This is a genomic window from Rathayibacter sp. AC182, from assembly GCF_979253875.1.
Map to the genome: position 1 here is coordinate 662,832 of NZ_CEEDEK010000005.1, position 17,856 is coordinate 680,687.

The window sequence follows — 17,856 nt, forward strand, 5'->3', positions numbered from 1 at the left end:
GGTGGACCGAGAGCCGCCACGAGGGTCATCGCGGAGCGCCGGCGCGGAAGGCCGAGCCGGGGTGCCCGGCGGGCAGCGTCGGCACCGTGTGGCCGAGGATCTGCTCGCGCATCGATCCGGAGCGGGGCGTCTCGGGCAGCATCCCGCGCTCGCGCAGCAGCGGCATCACCTGCTCCGGCGAAGTCGCGGTACGTCTCCCACGAGCCGTAGGTGTACTCGATCAGGAAGCCGTCGACGTCGGTGCGGTCGACGATCTCCGCACAGCCGATCGGCCACCGACTCGGCGGTGCCGGTGACGCGCATGCCTCCGATCGAGGACGTGATCACGTCGAGGATCTCGGCGACGGTCGGGCTGTACTCGGGCTGCTGGAACATCGCGAGCATGGTCTGCCCGACCTCGGTCGTCACCTCGGCGAGGGTCGCGTCGAGCGGGAACGACATCAGATCGACCCCGCTCCACCCCATGAACAGGGCGGCGGCCGCCTCGCGCGACGGCGTCGCGTCGAGCTCGGCCCGAGGCGCAGCGCGTCCTCCTCCGTCTCGCCGACGATGATCGAGACGGACGGGATGACGGTGATGTCGCGCGGGTCCCGGCCGTTCGACTCCGCCCGCGAGCGCAGATCGGCGACCGTCGCCGCCGCCTTGCCGAGGTCGCGGTCCTGGATGAAGCACTCGCCGTACCGGCCCGCGAAGGCGCGACCGGCGGAGGAGGTGCCCGCCTGCAGCAGGAGCGGCGTGCGCTGCACGGACGGGATCGCCGGGAAGTAGCCGTCGTAGCGGAAGTACTCGCCCTCGTGGGTGATGCGGTGCACCTTGGCCGGATCGGCGAAGGTGCGGGTGGCCTTGTCGTACACGACCGCGTCGTCCTCCCACGCGCCCTCCCAGAGCTTCAGGCACAGCTCGACGAACTCTGTGGCGCGGCGGTAGCGCTCGTCGTGGGGGCGTGACTCCGTCGTGCCCGAGGAGCTTGTGTGAGCGCGACCTGGTTGTCGGAGGTGACGATGTTCCAGGCGATGCGGCCCTTCGTCAGGTGGTCCAGCGTGGTGAAGGTGCGGGCGTTGAGGTAGGGCTGCTGCGCGGTGGTGGAGGCGGTGACGACGAAGCCGAGGCGGTCGACGGTGGCGGCGAGCCCGCGTGACGAGCGCGAGCGGGTCGTGCACGGGGACCTGGACGGCCTCGCGGATGACGACCTCGGGCACGTCGTCGCCGCTCATCAGGTAGCCCAGCGCCTCGGCGAGGAAGAGGAAGTCGAAGCCGGCGTCCTCCAGCTTCCGCGCGAGGTCCTGCCAGTACTCGAGGGCTGCGAATCCGCTCGTGTCTCCGCGGGGGTGGTGCCAGGCGTTGCTGATGAAGTTCGGCGTGAACTCCTCGAACGCGCCGAGGAAGATCTGCTTGGTCACTGTGCTGCCCTTCGATGGCGATCGGACGCTCCCGACCGGAGGGCTGATAACCTCGCGTTATCAACACGGCGATGATAACCAGCAGTAATCAGCCGCCGCAAGAGCGCACCACCGCACCACGCGAGGACCGATGAGCGACGACGCCGCGAGGCACCCGCCCTCGCCTCCGAGATCGGCCTCCTCGTGCGCGCCCTGCGCACCGCCCGCGGTCTGTCGATGCGGGCGCTCGCCGCGCAGGCCGGGGTGTCGCAGCCGTTCCTCTCGAAGCTCGAGAACGGCCGGCTGCTGCCGAGCCTCTCGACCCTGTACGCGCTGGCCGCGGCGTTCGAGGTGCCGCCGGCCGAACTGGTGCCGGCGATCGCCTCCTCCGACGACACGACTCCGGAGGCGCACCTGCGCGCGAGCGATGCGCCGCACGCGCCGCGCGCGCACGCCTGGTCGCGGGGGACCCGGCCGCCGGACGGGAGGCGTACCTCTTCACCGCGCAGCCGGGCCAGTCGGACGACGTCGACTTCGCGCATCCGGGCGAGGAGTTCGTCTTCGTGACCGAGGGGGCCGCCGTGCTGACCTACGCCGACGGCGCCTCGCGCACGGTCTCGGCGGGCGAGTCGGTCACGATCGAGACGCTCCGCCCGCACCGCTGGTCGGTGCCGGCGGACGCGGCCGGCGCGGCGCGGTACCTGCTCGTGACGACGCACTCGGGCTGAGGGTCCGCGCGCGCGAGATGCCACTCCGGCACGCCTGGGACGGCGTGTCGAGTACCGGAGTGGCATCTCGCGGGGGCTCACGGAGGGATCAGCGGCAGCGCGTCGCCGACGACTCGACCGGGATCGCGGCGGAGGCCGGCCTCGCCGGCGACCGCGTGCGCACGTCGACCGTGAGCGAGACGGCCGGGACCGCGCGGAGCGGGGTCGGCACCGTCACGGACGCGGTCTTGCCGGCGGCGAGCGACGGCAGCGTCGCGCTGCCGTAGGGGTGCGCACCGAGAGGGCGACGCGGTCGGTCCCGCCGTTGACGGCCTTCACCGAGATCACGGCCTTGCCGGCCGCGCAGGTGACGGTCGCGCCGAGGCTCACGCGCAGCGCGTTCTCGAGGGCGTCGAGGGAGTCGCGGAGTCCGCGCTCGGCGGCGTCCACGTCCTCCTGCGTCGCGGCGGATCCGGCGAGCACGACCGCGGCGATCGCACGGCTCTCGTCCAGGCGTGCCAGCGACTCCTCGGTCCACACGGCGCGGTCGACGGCGTCGGCCTCGGCGAGCGCCGCCGCGAGGGCGGTGGTGTCGGCCGTCGACTCCGAGGCGTCGGCGACGAGGCGGACGTCGTCGAGGACGCCCCACGCTCCGCCGGTCAGCGCGAACTCGGCGGCGATCTCGACCACGCCGTCCTCGCCGACCACGACGGGGACCGTCGTCGTCGTGAAGGAGCTCCAGGTGGTGAGCACCAGCGGGGCGCTGGTCGTGCCCGCGGAGGTGGTCGCGCTCAGGGTGCGGACGTCGCTCGCGGGGCTGTTGGTGCCCTGCGTCGTCGCCTGCAGCGTGTACGCGCCGGCCGGCACGCCGGTGAGGGTCTGGCTCGCCGAGGTGGTGTAGTCGGTGCCGTTCCAGAAGGTGACCGCGAAGTCGCCCTCGGCGGCGTCACCGGTCTGCGTGCGCGCGGCGGGGCCGGTGAAGGTCCACGCCGACGTGTCCGCGTCCTCGAAGCCGGGGTTCTGCACGAGGTTCGGAGCGACGACCACGACGGTCGCCGACACCTCGAGTCCCGTGGCCGTGCGGCCGGGGGATCGTGTACTCGCCGGGTCCGCGGATCCACGAGGCGGCTCCGCTCCACGTCACCGCGGGAGTCTCGACCGAGCCGTCGTTGAAGTTCACCGACACGGTGGCCGGCAGCACGACGGGCTCGCCGTCGACGACGGTCAGCTCGACCGCGTCCACTCCGGTGACCGCGCGGGGCGCGACCGCTCCGGTGTCGACGTAGCGGAAGGTGCTCAGCGACTCCAGCGGAATGCCGTCGGCGGCGAAGAGGGCCTGGTTGTCCCAGCCGGAGCCGCCGAAGTCGTCGCCCACGTGCACGGGGTCGTACGGGGCGGCGAAGCTCGTGGCCCAGCCGGAGCCGTCGCGCTCCCAGAGCACGCGGTTCTGCTCGACGTCGCTCGCGGGTCCGACGGGCAGCCAGGCCGGCTCCCAGTAGTAGACGCCGATGCCCGCGTCGCCCACGGCGTGCACCGCGGCGATCACGTCGCGCAGCGCCGTGGCCTGGGCCTGCACGCTGATCGGGTACTCGTCGGTCGCGGTGCCCTCGCCGATCACGTTCGGGTAGCCGTCGCCGTCCTCGAGGGTGTGCGCCCATGAGGTCTCGGCGACCATGACCTTCTTGCCGTAGCTGTCGGCGATCTGCGACAGCGAGGCGGTGAGGTTCTCGGGGCTGCCGTGCCAGAACGGGTAGTACGAGCTCGCGAAGACGTCGTAGTCGACGTCGAAGCGGTCCAGGCCCGCGGCGATGGCGGAGTAGCGGCCCAGGGTCTCGGGGTTGGTGAAGTGCACGGCGACCTGCGCCTCCGGCAGCACCTCGCGGACCGCGGAGCTGCCGGCCGAGAGAGCCCGGCGAGAGTCGCATCCATGTCGGTCGCGGCACGGGTGTACCCGGCCATGCCGTTGTTCGTCTCGTTGCCGATCTGCACCATGTCGACGTCGACTCCGGCGTCCTCGAAGCGCTGGAGCGACTCGGCCGTGTAGTCGTGCAGCGCGGTGGTGAGCTCGGGAGCGGCGAGGCCCGCCCAGGCCTTCGGCGCGAGTTGACGGCCGGGTCGGCCCAGAAGTCGGAGTAGTGGAAGTCGACGAGCAGGCCCAGTCCGGCGGCCGTGGCGCGCTCGCCGATCTCGATCGCGCGGTCGACGTCGACGTCGCCGCCGCCGTAGCCGTTGCCCTCGGCGTCGAACGGGTCGTTCCAGACTCGGACGCGGACGGAGGTGACGCCCTCGTCGGCGAGGACCTCGAAGACGTCGGCCTCCTGACCCGACGGGTCTCGAAGACGACTCCGCTCTCCTCGAGCGACAGGATGCTCGAGATGTCGGCGCCCTTGATGAAGTCGGCGGGGAGGCCGTCGACCTTGTCGACGAAGATCCCGGCGTCGACCGGGCCCTCCGCCGCCGAGGCGCTGGTCGCCCCGATCCCGGCGAAGGTGCCGAGGAGGGTGGAGACCGCGGCCACGGCGGCGGTGCCGGCGGTCCTCCTGGTGCGTGCAGACATGCGTGTCCTTTCGTGGTGGTGCGCCCGCCGCGGGGCCTGACGTCGCTCCGGTGCGCACACGGGAGCGGAGCGGCGAGAGGGCCCGGTCGGGCGGGGAGGCGGTGGCGCTCGAGGCGCTCGCGGGGCCCGAGTCGCGGCGCTCTGCGCGTGGCTCGAGCCGGATCGGTTCGGCAGGTTCTCCGCTGAACTGTGTGCGCTCCCAGTCTGCGGAGGCGCTCAGCAGCCGTCGGGAGACGGTGCGAGGGAACTCGCCTGCGTCAATTCGACTGTGCGGGACTGGGAGCGAGCACAGTCTGCCGAGGACGCGGTACGACCCCGCCGGACCCTGTGCATGGGATGATCGCCCGATCGGCGAGAGGGAAGACGATGGGCCAGTTGATCTACGGAGTCGCTCCGGCCGTCGAGGTCGAGGACCGGGCGCTGCGGCACGTCGAGGCGGTCATCATCCTCGAAGCTGCGCCGCAACGAGAGCTTCTCCTTCCATTGGGACGGCGAGCCCGACGTCGGCGAGGACGTCGCGACTCCGAACCGAGGACGCCACGGCAGCATCTGGGTCTCGAAGAGCTCGTCGCTCTACTTCAGCTACGACTCCGCGGGCGGCGAGCCGCTGAACCGCGCCTGGATCGACCTGCTGCTGCGCTCGGCGCTGTCGCCGGCCGGGCTGCGCGTGCTGCCCGAGCCGAGGCCCGAGGCGGAGCGGGGGATCCGCTCCGCGCGCTCGCTCGATCGGCAAGGGGCGCGCTACGCTGCCCGCTCTATCAGCAGGCAGTGCGTGGCGTCAGCCCTGCTGGTCGGGCTCGGCCACGACCTGCAGGACCCGACTGCGAGCTCGCCGAGACCATCAGCGCGTCGACCCACGCGCGGTTGATCGCCGGCTGGCGCCCGCCGAAGAACTTGTACGACAGCGGCACCGACGGGTGCAGCCAGATCTTCATCCGCCCGCCGCCCGTGTCCTGCGTCTGCGTCCACGAGAACGCGAACGACCTCGTCGCGGCGCAGCTTGGCCGTGATCACGATCTCGGGTGCGCAGCAGGCGGTCCTCGAAGTCGGCCTCGATGCCGCCGGGGTAGATCAGCAGTCCCATGGGGTGCTCCGCTCCGGGCACCGGAGCATCCCGGAGCCGCATCCGATCATCCCAGCATCGCGGCCCGTCACCCAGTCGAGGTGCCTGCGCCTCCTACGCTCGACGGATGCATCTCGAACGCCGCGCGCTCGTCGCGCACGACGGCACCCGGCTCTCGCTCCTCGACTCGGGCGGCGACGGCCCGCCCGTCGTGATCCTGCACGGGCTCGCCGGGAGCGCCGCCGAGTTCGAGCCGACCGCCCGCGCCCTGCCGGAGCACCGGGTCGTGCTGCTGGACGCGCGAGGCCACGGTCGAGCGAGCGGCACCCCTCCGACGTGTCGCGCGCGGCCTTCGTCGCCGACGTCGCGGCGCTGCTCGACGAGGTGGGCCCGGCGGTGCTCGTGGGCCAGTCGATGGGCGCGCACACCGCGATGCTGGTCGCGGCCGCCCATCCTCAGTTCGTCGACCGGCTCGTGCTGCTCGAGACAGCGGAGGGCGGCGACCCGGACGACTCCGTCGCCGACTGGTTCCGCTCGTGGCCGCTGCCCTTCGCGGATTCCCGGCCGCCCGGGCGTTCCTGGGCACGGGCGCGCTCGCGGACGCCTGGATCGCCGACCTCGAGGAGGCGCCGGACGGACTGCGCCCGCGCTTCGAGCCCGAGATGATGGCGCGCGTCGTCGAAACGCTGGCCGCGCCGCGCTGGACGGGTGGGAGAGCGTCGCGGCGCCGACCCTCCTCGTCTACGGCGAGAACGGCATGTTCGCACCGGAGCGGCGGGACGCCTTCGCCGCGCGCGGCCGGGACGTGCGCCGAGTGGACCTGCCCGGTGCCTCGCACGACGCGCACCTCGACGCGACCGAGGGCTGGATCGCGGCGCTGCGCGAGTTCGCGGAGGGCACGTCGTGACGTGCGTCTTCTGCGAGCTGATGGCCGGGCACGGCGAGGCGACCTGGGTGGAGCAGGAGGCGGAGGCGGTCGCGTTCCGCCCGGTCCCCCTCCTCCGAGCTCGCGCCCGGGCACACGCTCGTCGTGCCGCGCGAGCACAGCGCGGGACTGCTCGACGCCTCCCCCGCCGCGCTCGCGGCGACGATGTCGCTCGCGCAGCGCGTCGGCCGGGCGATGCGGGCGGCCCTCGGAGCGACGGGAGTGGCCGTGCTGCAGGCGAGCGGCGCCTCCGCGGGGCAGAGCGTGCCGCACCTGCACCTGCACGTGGTGCCGTCGTGGGACGGCGACGAGGTGCAGTGGCCCGCCCACCGCTCGGAGCACATCGTCGACGGGGATGCGTGGGCGCGCTGCTCGCGGAGATGTTCGAGTAGCCCTCCCGCGCCTCGGCCATACTGACGAGGTGCAGGCCGAGGACGACGAGCGCAAGGATCTGGAGCGCGCGCTGTTCGCGCGACCGAGCGGCGACGCGGAGGACGCGACCCGGCGGCGCGAGGCCGAGCGGCGGCTCCGGGAGGAACGCGAGACGGAGCGGGCGGAGGCGGAGCGGGCCGAGACGGAGCCCCGGACGGCTCCCCGAACCGCCGCCGCGACCGCCGCCTCCGCCGTTCCCGCCTCGGAGGAGCCGCCCGCCCGGCGCCGGCGCCCCTTCCTGCTCGTCGGCGCGGCCCTCGCGGCCGGCCTCGTGCTCGGCGCCGCGGCGACCGCACTTCTGCCGGGTGCCGCGGGGACGCCCGCCCCGACCCCCTCCGCGACCGCCCGCCTCGCGGACCGCTGCGCGACCCTCCTCGAGGGCTGGGTCGTCGCCACCGACCTGCCGACCGGCATGGCGCTCATCGCCCGGGACGCCGACGTCTTCACCCCGAGTTCGACACGGCGCAGGAGGACCGCCTCCTGGTGACCGCTCCGGGCGGGGTCTCGCTCTGCCTCGCCCTCCAGCGCGGCGACGGCTCGCTCTCGGCGGGGTGCACCGGGCTCGAGGCGTTCTTCGAGGCGGGATCGCTCGACGTCGTCGGCACCGACCAGGCCGACGGCACGCCCGTCTACACGCGGGTGTCGTTGCGCTCCGACGGGTCGGTCGAGGGAGGCTTCCGGCGGTGCAGGAGCCCTGAGCCCACCACCCCGTGTCAAGCCTCCCCGACCTCTCGGAGAACCTCCGGCCGCGCGCGCCAGGATGCGGGGACATCCACTCGACCGGGAGGCCGCCGTGCCCGACAGCATCCAGCACTACGACGTCGCCGTGATCGGCGCGGGGCCCGCGGGCACCGCCGCCGCGCTGCGGGCCGCCGAACTCGGAGCGCGCGTCGTCGTGCTCGAGGCCGCCCGCGTGGGCGGCACCTGCGTGAACACGGGCTGCGTGCCCACGCGCGTCGCTCGCGAAGACCGCGCGGATCATCCGCGAGGCGCGCACCGCCTCCGACTACGGCGTCGACGTGGGCATCCCGCGGATCGACTGGGCGGCGACCGTGCAGCACGTGCACGAGCGAGTGGACGAGGTGCGCTCGATCAAGCGCGAGGCGCAGCGCTTCGAGGAGGCGGGCGTCGAGCTGATCCACGAGGGGCGGGCGCGGTTCGAGGACGAGTCGACGCTGGTGCTCGACAGCGGTCGCCGGCTGACGGCCTCCTCGATCCTCATCTGCGTCGGCGGGCACTCGCGCCGCCTGCCGATCCCCGGCGCCGAGCTCGCGACCGTCCCCGAGGACGTGCTGGCGCTGCCTCGCGCCCCCCGCCGGGTCGCGGTGATCGGCGGAGGGAACACGGGCGCCCAGCTGGTGACGGTCTTCAACGCCTTCGGTTCGGAGGTGACCCTGCTCGACGTGGCGCCGCGGATCCTCATGACGTCCGATGCCAGCATCTCGAGTACGTGGGGGCCGCCTTCGAGCGCCAGGGCGTGCACGTGAGCACCGGCATCGAGACGGTCGAGGGCATCGAGCGCGTCGACGCCGCCCTGACGCTGCGCTGGAAGGACGCGGGGCGCTCGCACGCCGAGGAGTTCGACGCCGTGATCATGGCGACGGGCTGGCCCGCCGACGTCGAGGACCTCGGGCTCGAGAACGCGGGCATCGAGGTCGTGCGCTCGGCGATCCCGGCCGATCAGTACTTCCGCACCGTCGTGCCGCACGTCTTCGCGGTCGGCGATGCGAACGGGCGCGACATGCTCGTGCAGGCGGCGCAGTTCGAGGCGGAGAGCGGCGGCCGAGAACGCCGTGCTCGGCGCCAACCGGCGCACCCCGCAGCGCCTGCTGCCCGCCGGCGGATTCACGGATCCCGACTACGCGGGCGTCGGTTTCACGCTCGGGCAGGCCCGCGAGCGCGACCCGCAGTGCGTGGTGGCCTCTGTGCCGTTCTCGAACGTGGACCGCGCGGTGATCGACGACCGCGAGAGCGGGTTCCCGACGCTGATCTCGGACCGCCGCCGCGAGCTGCTGCTCGGCGCGCACGCGGTCGGCGAGAACGCGATCGAGGTCGTGCAGTCGGTGACGACGGCGATGGCGGCGGAGTCGACGTGGCGACCCTCGCGAACGTGCGGTTTCGCGTATCCGACCTACAGCGCGGTGATCGGCATGGCGGCGCGGGCGCTGCTGAAGGAGCCGGCGCGGCCGACCGAGCTGGATCTGACCGGCGGAACGGCTGCGGAAGCAAGGCTGGAACGCGGGAACGGGCGTTTCGCAGCCGGATCGGGGCTTCCGGCCTTCGTCGTGCGGGGTCGGGCGGTTCGCAACCGAGGTCGGGAGCGGCTCCGCCGTGCGACGGCCCGGATCCGGGCATCCTGACCTCGGTTACGGACGACGGCGATGGTAGGGCGTGGTCGTCGAGACCTTCATCAGGCCGGAGCGCTCCAGGATCGGGCGCGAGTCCTCGGTGGAGTCGCTGTGGACGAGGCGCTTGCCGAGCGCGAGCGCCGAGGCGGCTCGGGCGGCGGTGAGCGCCCGGTAGATCTCGCGGCCGCGGAACTGCGGCAGGAGCGCTCCGCCCCAGATGCCGGCGAAGTCGGTGCCCGGAACCGGTTCGAGGCGGCCACCGCCGACCATCCGCCCGTCGACCTCGGCCACCCACAGCTCCATGCCGTCGCCGCGCGCGAGCCGGGCCACGAGCGCATCGGCGATGCCGACGTCGACGCTCTCGCCGAAGGCCTCGTCGATGACGGCGCTCATCGCGCGCACCTCCGCCTCCTCGACGACCCGGCGGAGCGTCGTTCCGAGCGGAGGGGGCGCGTCGCCGGCGAGCGCCTCCAGCGGTCCGATCATGATCGACTCGGGATCGTCCGGCGCGAATCCGTGCGCGAGCAGGGCCTCGTGCAGCCCGAGGTGCCCGGTCGTGGCCGCGCGTCTTCCGCTCGACGGCGCGGATCGCGGGATCGGCGTCGAAGTGCGCGACGGCCGCGGCGACGAGCGCGCCGATCCCGGCCTCGTCGGCGCCGCCGAGATCGCGGTAGGTGACGAAGCCGCGTCCGCCGGCGAACGTCACCAGCCGCAGCGGTCCCCCGCACGACCGGGGACTGGCGCTGGGCGTCTCGGCGTCGGAGCGGAGCTGCTCGTCGTAGGCCTGCAGGTACTCGGCGCTCGTCGTCATCCCGGCCACGCTACTCGGGAGCGGATGTCGGCGGCCGTCGCTACGGTGGCGGCATGACCTTCGCGAACGTGGGCACGCTCGGCGCCCTGCCCGGGAGGCGCGACGAGCTCGTCGCGATCCTCACCGCCTCGAACGAGGCGCTGGCGCGCGTCGGCTGCCTGGTCTACGAGGTCGGCACCAGCGACGAGCAGCCCGACACGGTGTTCGTCGTCGAGCTGTGGACGAGCGCAGAGGCGCACCGCGCCTCGCTCGAGCTGCCGGAGGTGCGCGACGCGATCGCGCGGGCGCGGCCACTGCTGTCGGGGGAGTTCGGCGGGTTCCGCTTCGACGTCGTCGGGTCGCCGCTGCGCTGACGCGCCCGGCACGGAGGGCGCTCGCCTCGGGCGGCGAGTGGACCCGAGACGGCCTTCGACGGATTCGACAGCGCGGTTCGCGCCGAGTGGACGGAGCGTGCCCGCGCGAGTGGCCGCGGAACGGATTCGACCGACCCCGACAGCCCGATTCGGGCCGAGTGGGCGGACGGCACCCGCTCGAGTGGTCGCGGAACGGGCCCCGGCCGACCCTGACACGCCGGATCGCGTCGAGTGAGGGGACGGATGTCCGTGAGTGGTGCCGCGGAGCGGGACCTGGCCGCCTCCGACAGCCCGGTTCGCGTCTCGGTCAGGCGCCGATGCGGGTGATCAGGTCCTGGATGAAGGGGACGACGTCCTGCGCCTGGTCGACGCTCGCGAAGGCGGTCGCGACCAGCAGCCACACGGAGCCGACCAGGGTCGCGACCACGGCGGCCACCGCCGCGACCACGCCACAGCGGGCTTCCGGGCGACGAGGGCGAGGCCGAGGAAGGCCAGGCCGACCAGGAAGCTGATCGCGATCGCGGCGACGATCGTGCCGACGGGGACGTCGAGCGCTCCCGCGACGGATCCGTCGGCGGCGGCGATGAGACCGAGGACGAGGCACCAGGACGCCGAGGACCACGAGGGCCGAGACGACGACGCCGGTCGCGAGGGCGATCCAGGCGGCGCGGGGACGGCGGCGGCCGCCGGAGGTGCGCAGGCGGGCCACGGGACTACTCCCGGTCTTCTCGGCGGCGGGAGCGACGGAGTGAGCGCGCTCGTCGGTGCTGCCGGCGCTGTCGATCGGCTCGGTGCTGCCGGCCCGTTCCTCGGTCGGCTGCTCCACGACGACGACCACGACGGGGGTCGTTCCATCGGCCTGCACCTCGACGACCTGAGGCGCGTCGTCGTGGTCGGACCGGGGCCCTCCGCGTCGGGGACGGCGTCCGCGGCGTCCGCAACAGGCGCTCGCGCTCCTCCGTACGGCGGTCCGCCTCGTCGGCGGCGGCGTCCAGCGCGTCGGCCGCCCTCTCGCCGGCGGCGTCCAGAGTGTCCGCGGCCTTCTCCACTGCAGCGCCCGCGGCGCCGGTGATCCGGTCCCCCGCCTCCGACGGCGCGCGCCCGCCTCGTCGGCGAGGTCGCCGGCCTTCTCGACCAGCGAGTCGCCCTCGGCGACGGGCTCGGGTTCGATCGGATCGAACGGACCGTGCACGTCGGTGACGGTGATGTTCACCGCGACCGGCGAGGCGTGCACCTGCGAGGCGGCGCGGAGCACCTGCGTGCGCGCCTCCTCCATCACCTCGTTCACGGTGTGCGGGTACTCGACGACGAGGTCGAGGTCGATGACCGTGCGGCCCTCGTCCTCGAGATCGTGACTCCGGGGATCGTGCTCGTGCCCAGCACGGCACGGGCGGCGCGGTCGAGGCCGCGGGCGGCGGGTCCCCGAGGTGGTGCACGCCGGTCGTGCCGAGAGCGGTCTCGGCGACGGTGGTCGCGAGCAGGTCCCGAGGTGTCTCGGGATCGGGGTGCGCGGTGTCGATCGCGCCGAGTCGATCGGTCGAGCGTCGTCGAGAGAAGACCGGGAGGATCGAGGCGGGGGTCGTCGAGGCGGGGGTCGTCGGTCATGGGGTGCTCCTTGCGTTGCGTGCGGGTGCCGGGGGCGCGGGTCACGCGCGCGGGGCGGATCGGGTGCGGGACTGCGCGACGCGGTGCGCCGCTCCGGCGATCGCGGCACCCAGGAGGGCGCGGCGACGAACACCCAGAGCTGGCTCAGCGCGTCGGGTCCGCCGTGGACCGCGGCGGCCAGCGAGCGCGCCGGGTTCACGGAGGTGTTGCTGACCGGGATCGAGACGAGGTGGATCAGGGTGAGGGTGAGGCCGATCACCACGGGGGCGAGCGAGGCCGCCCGGGCGGTCGCCGAGAGGATCACCGTCACGAAGACGGCGGTCAGCACGGTCTCGGCGAGAGGACCGCACCGAGGCCGAAGCCGCCCGGAGAGTGCTCGCCGTATCCGTTGGACGCGAATCCGCTCTCCTGCGCGGAGGCGAGGAAGCCCGAGGGGCCGTCGGCGGCGATCACGACGAGCACCGTCGATCCGATCAGTCCGCCGACGAGCTGCGCGACGACGTAGCCGGGCACCTCGCGCCACGGGGTGCGACCGGCGACGGCGAGGCCCACGGTGACCGCCGGGTTGAAGTGGCCGCCCGAGAGGTGGCCGACGGCGGCGACGCCGGCGAGGACGCTGAGTCCGAACGCGAGGGCGACGCCGAGGAAGCCGATGCCGAGCGGGTTCTGCTCGTCGGGGAAGGCGGAGGCGAGCAGGGCCGCGCCACGCCGCCGAGGACGAGCAGAGCGGTGCCGAAGACCTCGGCGGCCAGTCGGACGGCGGTGGGGACCGGGGCGGCGGCGGTGCGCTCGGGAGCGGAGGGAGTGCTCGTGCGGCTCATGGGGCGCCTTTCGGGGGAGTCAGTGGCGACGGCCGGCGACGCGGTCGCGGACGTCGGCGAGGGTGTCCTCGGGCACGGGCGGGACGCCGCGGCCGAGGCTGCGCAGTCCGACCGCCAGGAGGATCCCGGCGGCGACGGCGGACACGACGAGCGTGATCGCGACGGCCGACCAGAGCGGGAGGGCGAGGGCGAGCAGGGCGACGGCGAGTGCTGCGAGCAGCCCGGCGGTCACGAGGGCGAGGACCGCGCCGACCGCCGCCAGGACTGCTCCGCTGCGGGCGCCCGAGACGCGCTCGACGATCTCGCGGCGGGCGGAGTCGAGCTCCTGCGGACGGCGCGGACCACGGGGTCGATCGCCTTCTGCGCGAGGCCGGCGCGGAAGCCGGAGGTGTCGTCGGTCATGACGCGTCCTTCCAGGGAGGAGGGGTCCGGCCCTCCGCGGCGGGCGGAGGGCCGGAGTGGGTGGGGCCGGACCGGGTGGCGCCGGGCCGGACCAGGTGGGCCGGAGCGGGCCGGGCCGGATCACTCCACGCGGGAGGCGGAGCTCATCCGGCTGCGCAGACCGCTGACGATCTGGACCACGACCGGGGTCTCCTGACCCAGCACCGCGTCCCAGCGGCGCACGGCCGTGTCGACGGTGCGGCGCGTCTGCATCGGCGAGACTCCGCGGCGGGTGTGCGCGGTGACGCGCAGCACCCGGCGGTGCCGGATGTCGAACGCGGTGACGTCGACCGCGACGATGCCGGGATCGCGCGTGAGCGCCTCCTCGAGCACCTGCTCGGCGACCTTCGCGTCGAGCGTCAGCGTGCCTCCGGTCGGCGACGAGCCTCCGGAGCCGGCCGACACCCGGAGCAGCGTGGACGTGCGTCCCCGGCCCTGGCGCAGGATGAAGCGGAGCAGCAGCAGGATCAGCACGAGCGCCGCGGCGGCGGTCGCCCAGAGGATCCAGGGCTGCGATCCCGAGCGCGTCGGACGTCGGTCCGCTCGCGTCCTCGGCCGCGGTCGAGACGGTCCGCTGGACGTCGGGGAGCAGCGCGCCGACGGCGATCGCGCCTCCGACGACGAGCAGCACGAGCCCGACCAGCAGCAGGAGCAGGCGGTTCAGGAACCGGTTGGTGGTGGTCATCCGGACCGTTCCCTTCTCGGAGAGGCGGACGCGACCCGTGAGCGCGGGGCTCACGTCGTAGCCGCTCAGCTCGGCGTCGACGGCCTCGCGGATGCTCGCCGCGTCGGTCGAGACACCGCTGGTGCGCTGCACGGCGACTCCGACCCGGCGACGGCCGACCGACACCTGCACCTGGTCGGGGTCGATGCCGCCGGCGTAGGCCGCGGCCCGGGCGACGCTCTGCGCGATCACCCGGTCGTCGACGACGACGGCGGTGCGGTCGATCCCGGCGCTGCGGCGGCCGCGACGACCGGGGGCGAAGGACAGGACGAGCAGCACGAGGCCGATCACCGCGAGCACGGCGCCCGCGGCCGCCGTGAGCGCGATGGGGGCGCCGGCCGCGCCGAGCAGCACGGCGGCACCGTCCTGCGGGGCGACGAGCAGCGCGGGCTGTCCGAGGACCGCGAGCACCGCCTCCGTGCCCAGCCACGCGAACAGCAGGATCAGGAGGATCGCGAGGGCGATCGCCGACCCGGAGCGGGACGAGTGGGTCTCGCGCCGCAGGACGCGCCGGTACAGCGCGTCGGTGGCCGGCTGAGCGGGAGTCGTCACGACACCCTCCTTCGTTCTCGGAGGTCGACACCGGTGATCCGGAGGTCGACGCGGCCGATGCTCGAGCCGGTCAGCTCGAGGCAGCGGCTGCGGATGAGGGTCTGCGCCCGGGCGAGCCGTTCGAGCAGCGTCCCGGAGGAGCGCCGATCGGTCTCGCCGAGCGGGGACACGCGGATCGAGGCCTGCGCGACGACGTGCAGCGAGCCGCCGTCGTCGTCGAGGTCGACCGAGACGTCGGACGAGGCCGACGTCGAGGGCGTCCGCGGTGACGGCCGACACGATCCGCCGCACTGCGCGCGAGGAGATCGTCGTACGGCCGTGGCGGGCCGGGTCGGCCATCACCGCCGCGGTCACGACGACCGCCGCCCGCGGAGGGTGTCGCCGAGCGAGCGCAGATCGAGCCTGCCCTCGACGACGCGGCCGACTCCGAAGCCGATGCCCATGCCCAGCGCGACCACGACGAGCGCCCAGAAGCCGAACACGATCGCCGTCAGCGCGAGGACCGCGCCGATCACGAGGCCGGTGGTGGACGGGTCACTGGACGCGGCTCTCGGCGTCGTCGTCCTTGTCGTCCGAGGGGATGTGCACGTCGGCGACGGTCACGTTGACCTCGGTGACCTCCATGCCGACGACCGAGGAGATGGCCTCGGACACGGCGGAGCGGATGCTGTCGGCGAGCTTCTGCAGCGCGACGGGGTACTCGGCGACCACGGTGATATCGGCGGCGACCTGCTTCTCGCCGACCTCGACCGAGATGCCCTGGCCGCGGTCCTGCGCGTTGATGGCGTTGCGGATGGCGCCGATGGCGCGCGCCGCTCCGCCGCCCAGGTCGTGCACGCCGGGGACCTCGCGGGCGGCGATGCCGGCGACCTTCTCGACCACGCCGTCGGCGATGGTGTTCTTGCCGGTCGAGGTGGTGGTGCCGTGCTTGGCCGAGCCGGTGGTGGCGAGGGTGCCGGGGGTGACGGTGCTCATGATCTTCTCCTGATGTCGACGGGGTTCGCGGCCTGGAGACCGCGGTGCCGACGTTGTGCGGCACACGATGAAGACGGGCGGCGGTGGACGGTCGTCCCGCCGCATCAGGCGGTGCGCAGGGTTCGGGGGCGCGTGGCGCGCTTCGCGGCCAGTGGTCTCCACAGCGGGATGCCGGAGTGCTCGCTGGGCGGCCAGCGGTGTCCACAGGGAGGCGGGACGGGGGCGACGGTTCGATCCCCAGGGGATTCGGGGAGTGGGCAGCGGCGATGAGCGGAGGAAGAGGGGTTCCCGCGCAGACCACCTGCAGATCGCGCAGCAGGCTGCAGATCGCGCAGCAGGCTGCAGATCGCGCAGGAGCCTGCGGATCGCGCCGGAGCCGCCGGCCGTGATCGTCGGCGATCCGGCTGCAGCCGGGAAGCCGCCTCGGCGCTGCAACGGACGCCCGAGTCGGCGTCGGATGCGGAGACGAGCCCCACGGTGGCCGGCAGTTCGGGATAGTGGTCTCGGACGGACCGTGTGCAGCCGCGCACGCAGGTGCCCCTCCCTCCGAGACCACACCTCCTCGACGAGGAGCGCCGCGGACACGATGCTCCTGGCGTCTTCACCTCCGACCACTCACGCACCACCCGATAACGGAATGTATTGACATGCGCACTCCTCTCGCCGGCACCCGACCCGACACCGACGTCGCCCCCGACCGTCCTGCACGATCCGATCCGAGCCCGAGCGGCTTTTCGGTGACGAAGCGATTCCTCGCCGGCCTCGGCCTGGCGGCGGCGACCGGAGTGCTCCTCACCGGCTGCACCGGAACGGGTCAGGAGACCGCGGCGACCTCCGCCGAGGGCGGCGACCTCACCTACGCGGTCGTCACCCACTCCGGACCCGGCGACGCCTTCTGGGACCGCGTGAAGTCCGGCGCCGAGGCGGCCGGAGCCGACTACGCCGCAACCGTCACCTACAACTCCGACCCCGACCCCGCGAAGCAGTCGCAGCTCATCGACAACGCCGTCGCGCAGGACGTCGACGGGATCGTCGTCTCGATGGCCAACCCCGACGGCGTCCGCGACAGCGTCGAGAAGGCCGTCGCGGCGGGCATCCCCGTCGTCACGATCAACTCCGGCATCGAGCGCTCCGCCGAGTTCGGCGCCCTCACCCACATCGGACAGAGCGAGAGCGTGGCCGGCGAGGCCGATGGGCACCCGGCTCGCCGACGCCGGCCTCACCAACGCGCTGTGCGTGATCCACGAGGCGGGCAACGTCGGCCACGAGGAGCGCTGCACGGCCGCCGCGAGCACCTTCGGCGGCACGATGACCAACCTGCAGGTCGACGGCACCAACGACGCCGAGGTCAAGGCGACGATCAAGTCGAGCTTCAGGCCGACCCGTCCATCGACGGAGTGCTGACCCTCGGCGGCCAGTACGCCATCGACGCGGTCGGTGCGGTCGAGGAGTCGGGCAGCAGCGCGAAGATCGGCACCTTCGACCTCTCGGAGGACGTCGTCTCGGCGGTCGAGGCAGGCAGCGTCCTCTTCGCGGTCGACCAGCAGCCCTACGTCCAGGGCTTCCTGGGCGTGACCGCGCTCGAGCTCTTCGCGACCACGGGCACGATCATCGGCGGTGGACAGCCCGTCTACTCCGGCCCGGCCTTCGTCACCGAGGACAACGCGGCCGAGGTCGCGGAGTTCGCCGCCGACGGCACCCGCTAGAGCGCGAAACACTCCAGACCCCACGGGGCCGGTGCGTCCGGCCCCCGTCTCGTCCCACGAATCAGGAGTCCCCGTTGACGACAGACATCGTGACGATCGCGACGAGGCCCCGCCTCGAGCGGCGTCCCCTCCGCACGATCCTCGCGCGGCCCGAGACCGGCGCCTTCGTCGCGGCCCTCGCCGTGCTGGTGTTCTTCTCCCTCTACACCCCGCAGTTCCTGAGCCTGGCCGGAGCCGGCGTCTGGCTCGAGTCGGCCTCCACCTTCGGCATCATGGCCGTGGCCGTGGCCGTGCTCATGATCGGCGGCGAGTTCGACCTCTCGGCCGGAGTGATGACCGGGTTCTCGGCGCTGATCGTCGGCATCCTGACCACCCACTACGGACTGAGCATCTGGGTCGCCGTCCTCGTCTCGCTCGTCGTCTGCCTCGGCGTCGGCGCGCTCAACGGCGTCCTCGT

23 protein-coding genes and 7 pseudogenes are annotated in these 17,856 nt (G+C 73.5%); 14 read left to right on the top strand and 16 right to left on the bottom strand.

What is annotated here, in order from left to right; translation table 11 throughout:
• Positions 1–25: 25 nt before the first annotated feature.
• Genes AC0CII_RS14020 through AC0CII_RS14030 form a run of 3 tightly spaced genes read right to left on the bottom strand, consistent with a single transcriptional unit; the run spans position 26 to position 1,400 of the window.
• Positions 26–169 carry a hypothetical protein gene (locus AC0CII_RS14020; RefSeq protein WP_465229792.1) on the bottom strand — a complete coding sequence of 48 codons (144 nt, stop codon included), beginning with the start codon at positions 167–169 and terminating at the stop codon, positions 26–28.
• Positions 166–441, bottom strand: a complete 276-nt coding sequence (locus AC0CII_RS14025; RefSeq protein WP_465229793.1) for a hypothetical protein — start codon at positions 439–441, stop codon at positions 166–168. Before AC0CII_RS14025 ends, AC0CII_RS14020 begins: the two co-directional genes overlap by 4 nt.
• The gene (locus AC0CII_RS14030) at positions 441–1,400 is read right to left on the bottom strand and encodes an LLM class flavin-dependent oxidoreductase (protein ID WP_465229794.1); all 960 of its coding nucleotides are present in this window, start codon (positions 1,398–1,400) and stop codon (positions 441–443) included. The genes AC0CII_RS14025 and AC0CII_RS14030 overlap by 1 nt, the downstream gene beginning before the upstream one ends.
• Positions 1,401–1,571: 171 nt before the next feature.
• Here AC0CII_RS14030 and AC0CII_RS14035 point away from each other — a divergent pair, with 171 nt between their 5' ends.
• The gene (locus AC0CII_RS14035) at positions 1,572–1,946 is read left to right on the top strand and encodes a helix-turn-helix domain-containing protein (protein WP_465230918.1); all 375 of its coding nucleotides are present in this window, start codon (positions 1,572–1,574) and stop codon (positions 1,944–1,946) included.
• On the top strand, positions 1,835–2,107 hold the full coding sequence (locus AC0CII_RS14040) for a cupin domain-containing protein (protein WP_465230919.1): 273 nt from the start codon (positions 1,835–1,837) through the stop codon (positions 2,105–2,107). The genes AC0CII_RS14035 and AC0CII_RS14040 overlap by 112 nt, the downstream gene beginning before the upstream one ends.
• An 88-nt stretch (positions 2,108–2,195) precedes the next feature.
• Here the strand turns inward: AC0CII_RS14040 and AC0CII_RS14045 are convergent, their stop codons facing one another.
• The 4 genes and pseudogenes from AC0CII_RS14045 to AC0CII_RS14060 form a co-directional block, all read right to left on the bottom strand.
• Positions 2,196–2,324 (bottom strand): hypothetical protein, encoded by a 129-nt coding sequence (locus AC0CII_RS14045; RefSeq protein ID WP_465229795.1) that lies wholly within the window; start codon positions 2,322–2,324, stop codon positions 2,196–2,198.
• Positions 2,321–3,133, bottom strand: coding sequence for a carbohydrate binding domain-containing protein (locus tag AC0CII_RS14050; RefSeq protein ID WP_465229797.1), 813 nt, complete (start codon positions 3,131–3,133; stop codon positions 2,321–2,323). The genes AC0CII_RS14045 and AC0CII_RS14050 overlap by 4 nt, the downstream gene beginning before the upstream one ends.
• Positions 3,033–3,962 carry a glycosyl hydrolase 53 family protein gene (locus AC0CII_RS14055; RefSeq protein WP_465229798.1) on the bottom strand — a complete coding sequence of 310 codons (930 nt, stop codon included), beginning with the start codon at positions 3,960–3,962 and terminating at the stop codon, positions 3,033–3,035. The genes AC0CII_RS14050 and AC0CII_RS14055 overlap by 101 nt, the downstream gene beginning before the upstream one ends.
• A gap of 107 nt (positions 3,963–4,069) precedes the next feature.
• Positions 4,070–4,701: pseudogene (locus AC0CII_RS14060) on the bottom strand (glycosyl hydrolase 53 family protein); the annotation flags it as partial.
• Positions 4,702–5,097: 396 nt separating this feature from the next.
• Here AC0CII_RS14060 and AC0CII_RS14065 point away from each other — a divergent pair.
• Positions 5,098–5,262, top strand: a pseudogene (locus tag AC0CII_RS14065) (DUF7882 family protein); the annotation flags it as partial.
• A gap of 139 nt (positions 5,263–5,401) precedes the next feature.
• On the opposite strand, the gene AC0CII_RS14070 reads toward AC0CII_RS14065, so the two are convergent.
• On the bottom strand, positions 5,402–5,578 hold the full coding sequence (locus tag AC0CII_RS14070) for a DUF7882 family protein (protein ID WP_465229799.1): 177 nt from the start codon (positions 5,576–5,578) through the stop codon (positions 5,402–5,404).
• The gene (locus tag AC0CII_RS14075) at positions 5,575–5,727 is read right to left on the bottom strand and encodes a hypothetical protein (protein ID WP_465229800.1); all 153 of its coding nucleotides are present in this window, start codon (positions 5,725–5,727) and stop codon (positions 5,575–5,577) included. Before AC0CII_RS14075 ends, AC0CII_RS14070 begins: the two co-directional genes overlap by 4 nt.
• Positions 5,728–5,833: 106 nt before the next feature.
• Here AC0CII_RS14075 and AC0CII_RS14080 point away from each other — a divergent pair.
• The 7 genes and pseudogenes from AC0CII_RS14080 (at position 5,834) to AC0CII_RS14110 (ending at position 9,423) form a co-directional block, all read left to right on the top strand.
• Positions 5,834–6,372, top strand: a pseudogene (locus tag AC0CII_RS14080) (alpha/beta fold hydrolase).
• 91 nt (positions 6,373–6,463) lie between these two features.
• Positions 6,464–6,613 carry a hypothetical protein gene (locus AC0CII_RS14085; protein WP_465229801.1) on the top strand — a complete coding sequence of 50 codons (150 nt, stop codon included), beginning with the start codon at positions 6,464–6,466 and terminating at the stop codon, positions 6,611–6,613.
• A 114-nt stretch (positions 6,614–6,727) separates the two neighbouring features.
• Positions 6,728–7,048: pseudogene (locus AC0CII_RS14090) on the top strand (HIT family protein); the annotation flags it as partial.
• Between the two features lie 4 nt (positions 7,049–7,052).
• Positions 7,053–7,550 (top strand): hypothetical protein, encoded by a 498-nt coding sequence (locus AC0CII_RS14095; protein WP_465229802.1) that lies wholly within the window; start codon positions 7,053–7,055, stop codon positions 7,548–7,550.
• Between the two features lie 273 nt (positions 7,551–7,823).
• A pseudogene (locus AC0CII_RS14100) lies at positions 7,824–7,985 on the top strand (FAD-dependent oxidoreductase); the annotation flags it as partial.
• Positions 7,986–8,145: 160 nt separating this feature from the next.
• Positions 8,146–8,774: pseudogene (locus tag AC0CII_RS14105) on the top strand (FAD-dependent oxidoreductase); the annotation flags it as partial.
• 82 nt (positions 8,775–8,856) lie between these two features.
• Positions 8,857–9,423 carry a hypothetical protein gene (locus tag AC0CII_RS14110; RefSeq protein ID WP_465229803.1) on the top strand — a complete coding sequence of 189 codons (567 nt, stop codon included), beginning with the start codon at positions 8,857–8,859 and terminating at the stop codon, positions 9,421–9,423.
• Positions 9,424–9,429: 6 nt separating this feature from the next.
• Here the strand turns inward: AC0CII_RS14110 and AC0CII_RS14115 are convergent, their stop codons facing one another.
• Positions 9,430–9,897, bottom strand: coding sequence for a GNAT family N-acetyltransferase (locus AC0CII_RS14115; protein ID WP_465229804.1), 468 nt, complete (start codon positions 9,895–9,897; stop codon positions 9,430–9,432).
• Between the two features lie 70 nt (positions 9,898–9,967).
• Here AC0CII_RS14115 and AC0CII_RS14120 point away from each other — a divergent pair, with 70 nt between their 5' ends.
• On the top strand, positions 9,968–10,279 hold the full coding sequence (locus AC0CII_RS14120) for a hypothetical protein (RefSeq protein WP_465229805.1): 312 nt from the start codon (positions 9,968–9,970) through the stop codon (positions 10,277–10,279).
• Positions 10,276–10,575: a putative quinol monooxygenase gene (locus AC0CII_RS14125; RefSeq protein ID WP_207406940.1), complete on the top strand. Its 300-nt coding sequence runs from the start codon at positions 10,276–10,278 to the stop codon at positions 10,573–10,575. The genes AC0CII_RS14120 and AC0CII_RS14125 overlap by 4 nt, the downstream gene beginning before the upstream one ends.
• A gap of 307 nt (positions 10,576–10,882) precedes the next feature.
• Here the strand turns inward: AC0CII_RS14125 and AC0CII_RS14130 are convergent, their stop codons facing one another.
• From AC0CII_RS14130 to AC0CII_RS14155, 6 genes are all read right to left on the bottom strand, one after another.
• Positions 10,883–12,508, bottom strand: a complete 1,626-nt coding sequence (locus AC0CII_RS14130; protein ID WP_465229806.1) for an aquaporin — start codon at positions 12,506–12,508, stop codon at positions 10,883–10,885.
• The gene (locus AC0CII_RS14135) at positions 12,502–12,876 is read right to left on the bottom strand and encodes an aquaporin (protein WP_465230920.1); all 375 of its coding nucleotides are present in this window, start codon (positions 12,874–12,876) and stop codon (positions 12,502–12,504) included. Before AC0CII_RS14135 ends, AC0CII_RS14130 begins: the two co-directional genes overlap by 7 nt.
• 144 nt (positions 12,877–13,020) lie before the next feature.
• A complete protein-coding gene (locus AC0CII_RS14140; protein ID WP_465229807.1) occupies positions 13,021–14,718 on the bottom strand; it encodes a phage holin family protein in 1,698 nt (565 codons plus the stop codon).
• Positions 14,715–14,888 (bottom strand): hypothetical protein, encoded by a 174-nt coding sequence (locus tag AC0CII_RS14145; protein ID WP_465229808.1) that lies wholly within the window; start codon positions 14,886–14,888, stop codon positions 14,715–14,717. Before AC0CII_RS14145 ends, AC0CII_RS14140 begins: the two co-directional genes overlap by 4 nt.
• A 180-nt stretch (positions 14,889–15,068) precedes the next feature.
• Complete coding sequence (locus tag AC0CII_RS14150; protein WP_465229809.1) at positions 15,069–15,233, bottom strand: hypothetical protein; 165 nt, start codon at positions 15,231–15,233, stop codon at positions 15,069–15,071.
• A gap of 19 nt (positions 15,234–15,252) precedes the next feature.
• Entirely contained in the window at positions 15,253–15,693 is a 441-nt protein-coding gene (locus AC0CII_RS14155) for an Asp23/Gls24 family envelope stress response protein (protein WP_207406951.1), read from the bottom strand.
• Between the two features lie 737 nt (positions 15,694–16,430).
• Here AC0CII_RS14155 and AC0CII_RS14160 point away from each other — a divergent pair.
• A complete protein-coding gene (locus AC0CII_RS14160) occupies positions 16,431–17,399 on the top strand; it encodes a substrate-binding domain-containing protein (protein WP_465229810.1) in 969 nt (322 codons plus the stop codon).
• 296 nt (positions 17,400–17,695) lie between these two features.
• A pseudogene (locus AC0CII_RS14165) lies at positions 17,696–17,842 on the top strand (ABC transporter permease); the annotation flags it as partial.
• Positions 17,843–17,856: the final 14 nt, after the last annotated feature.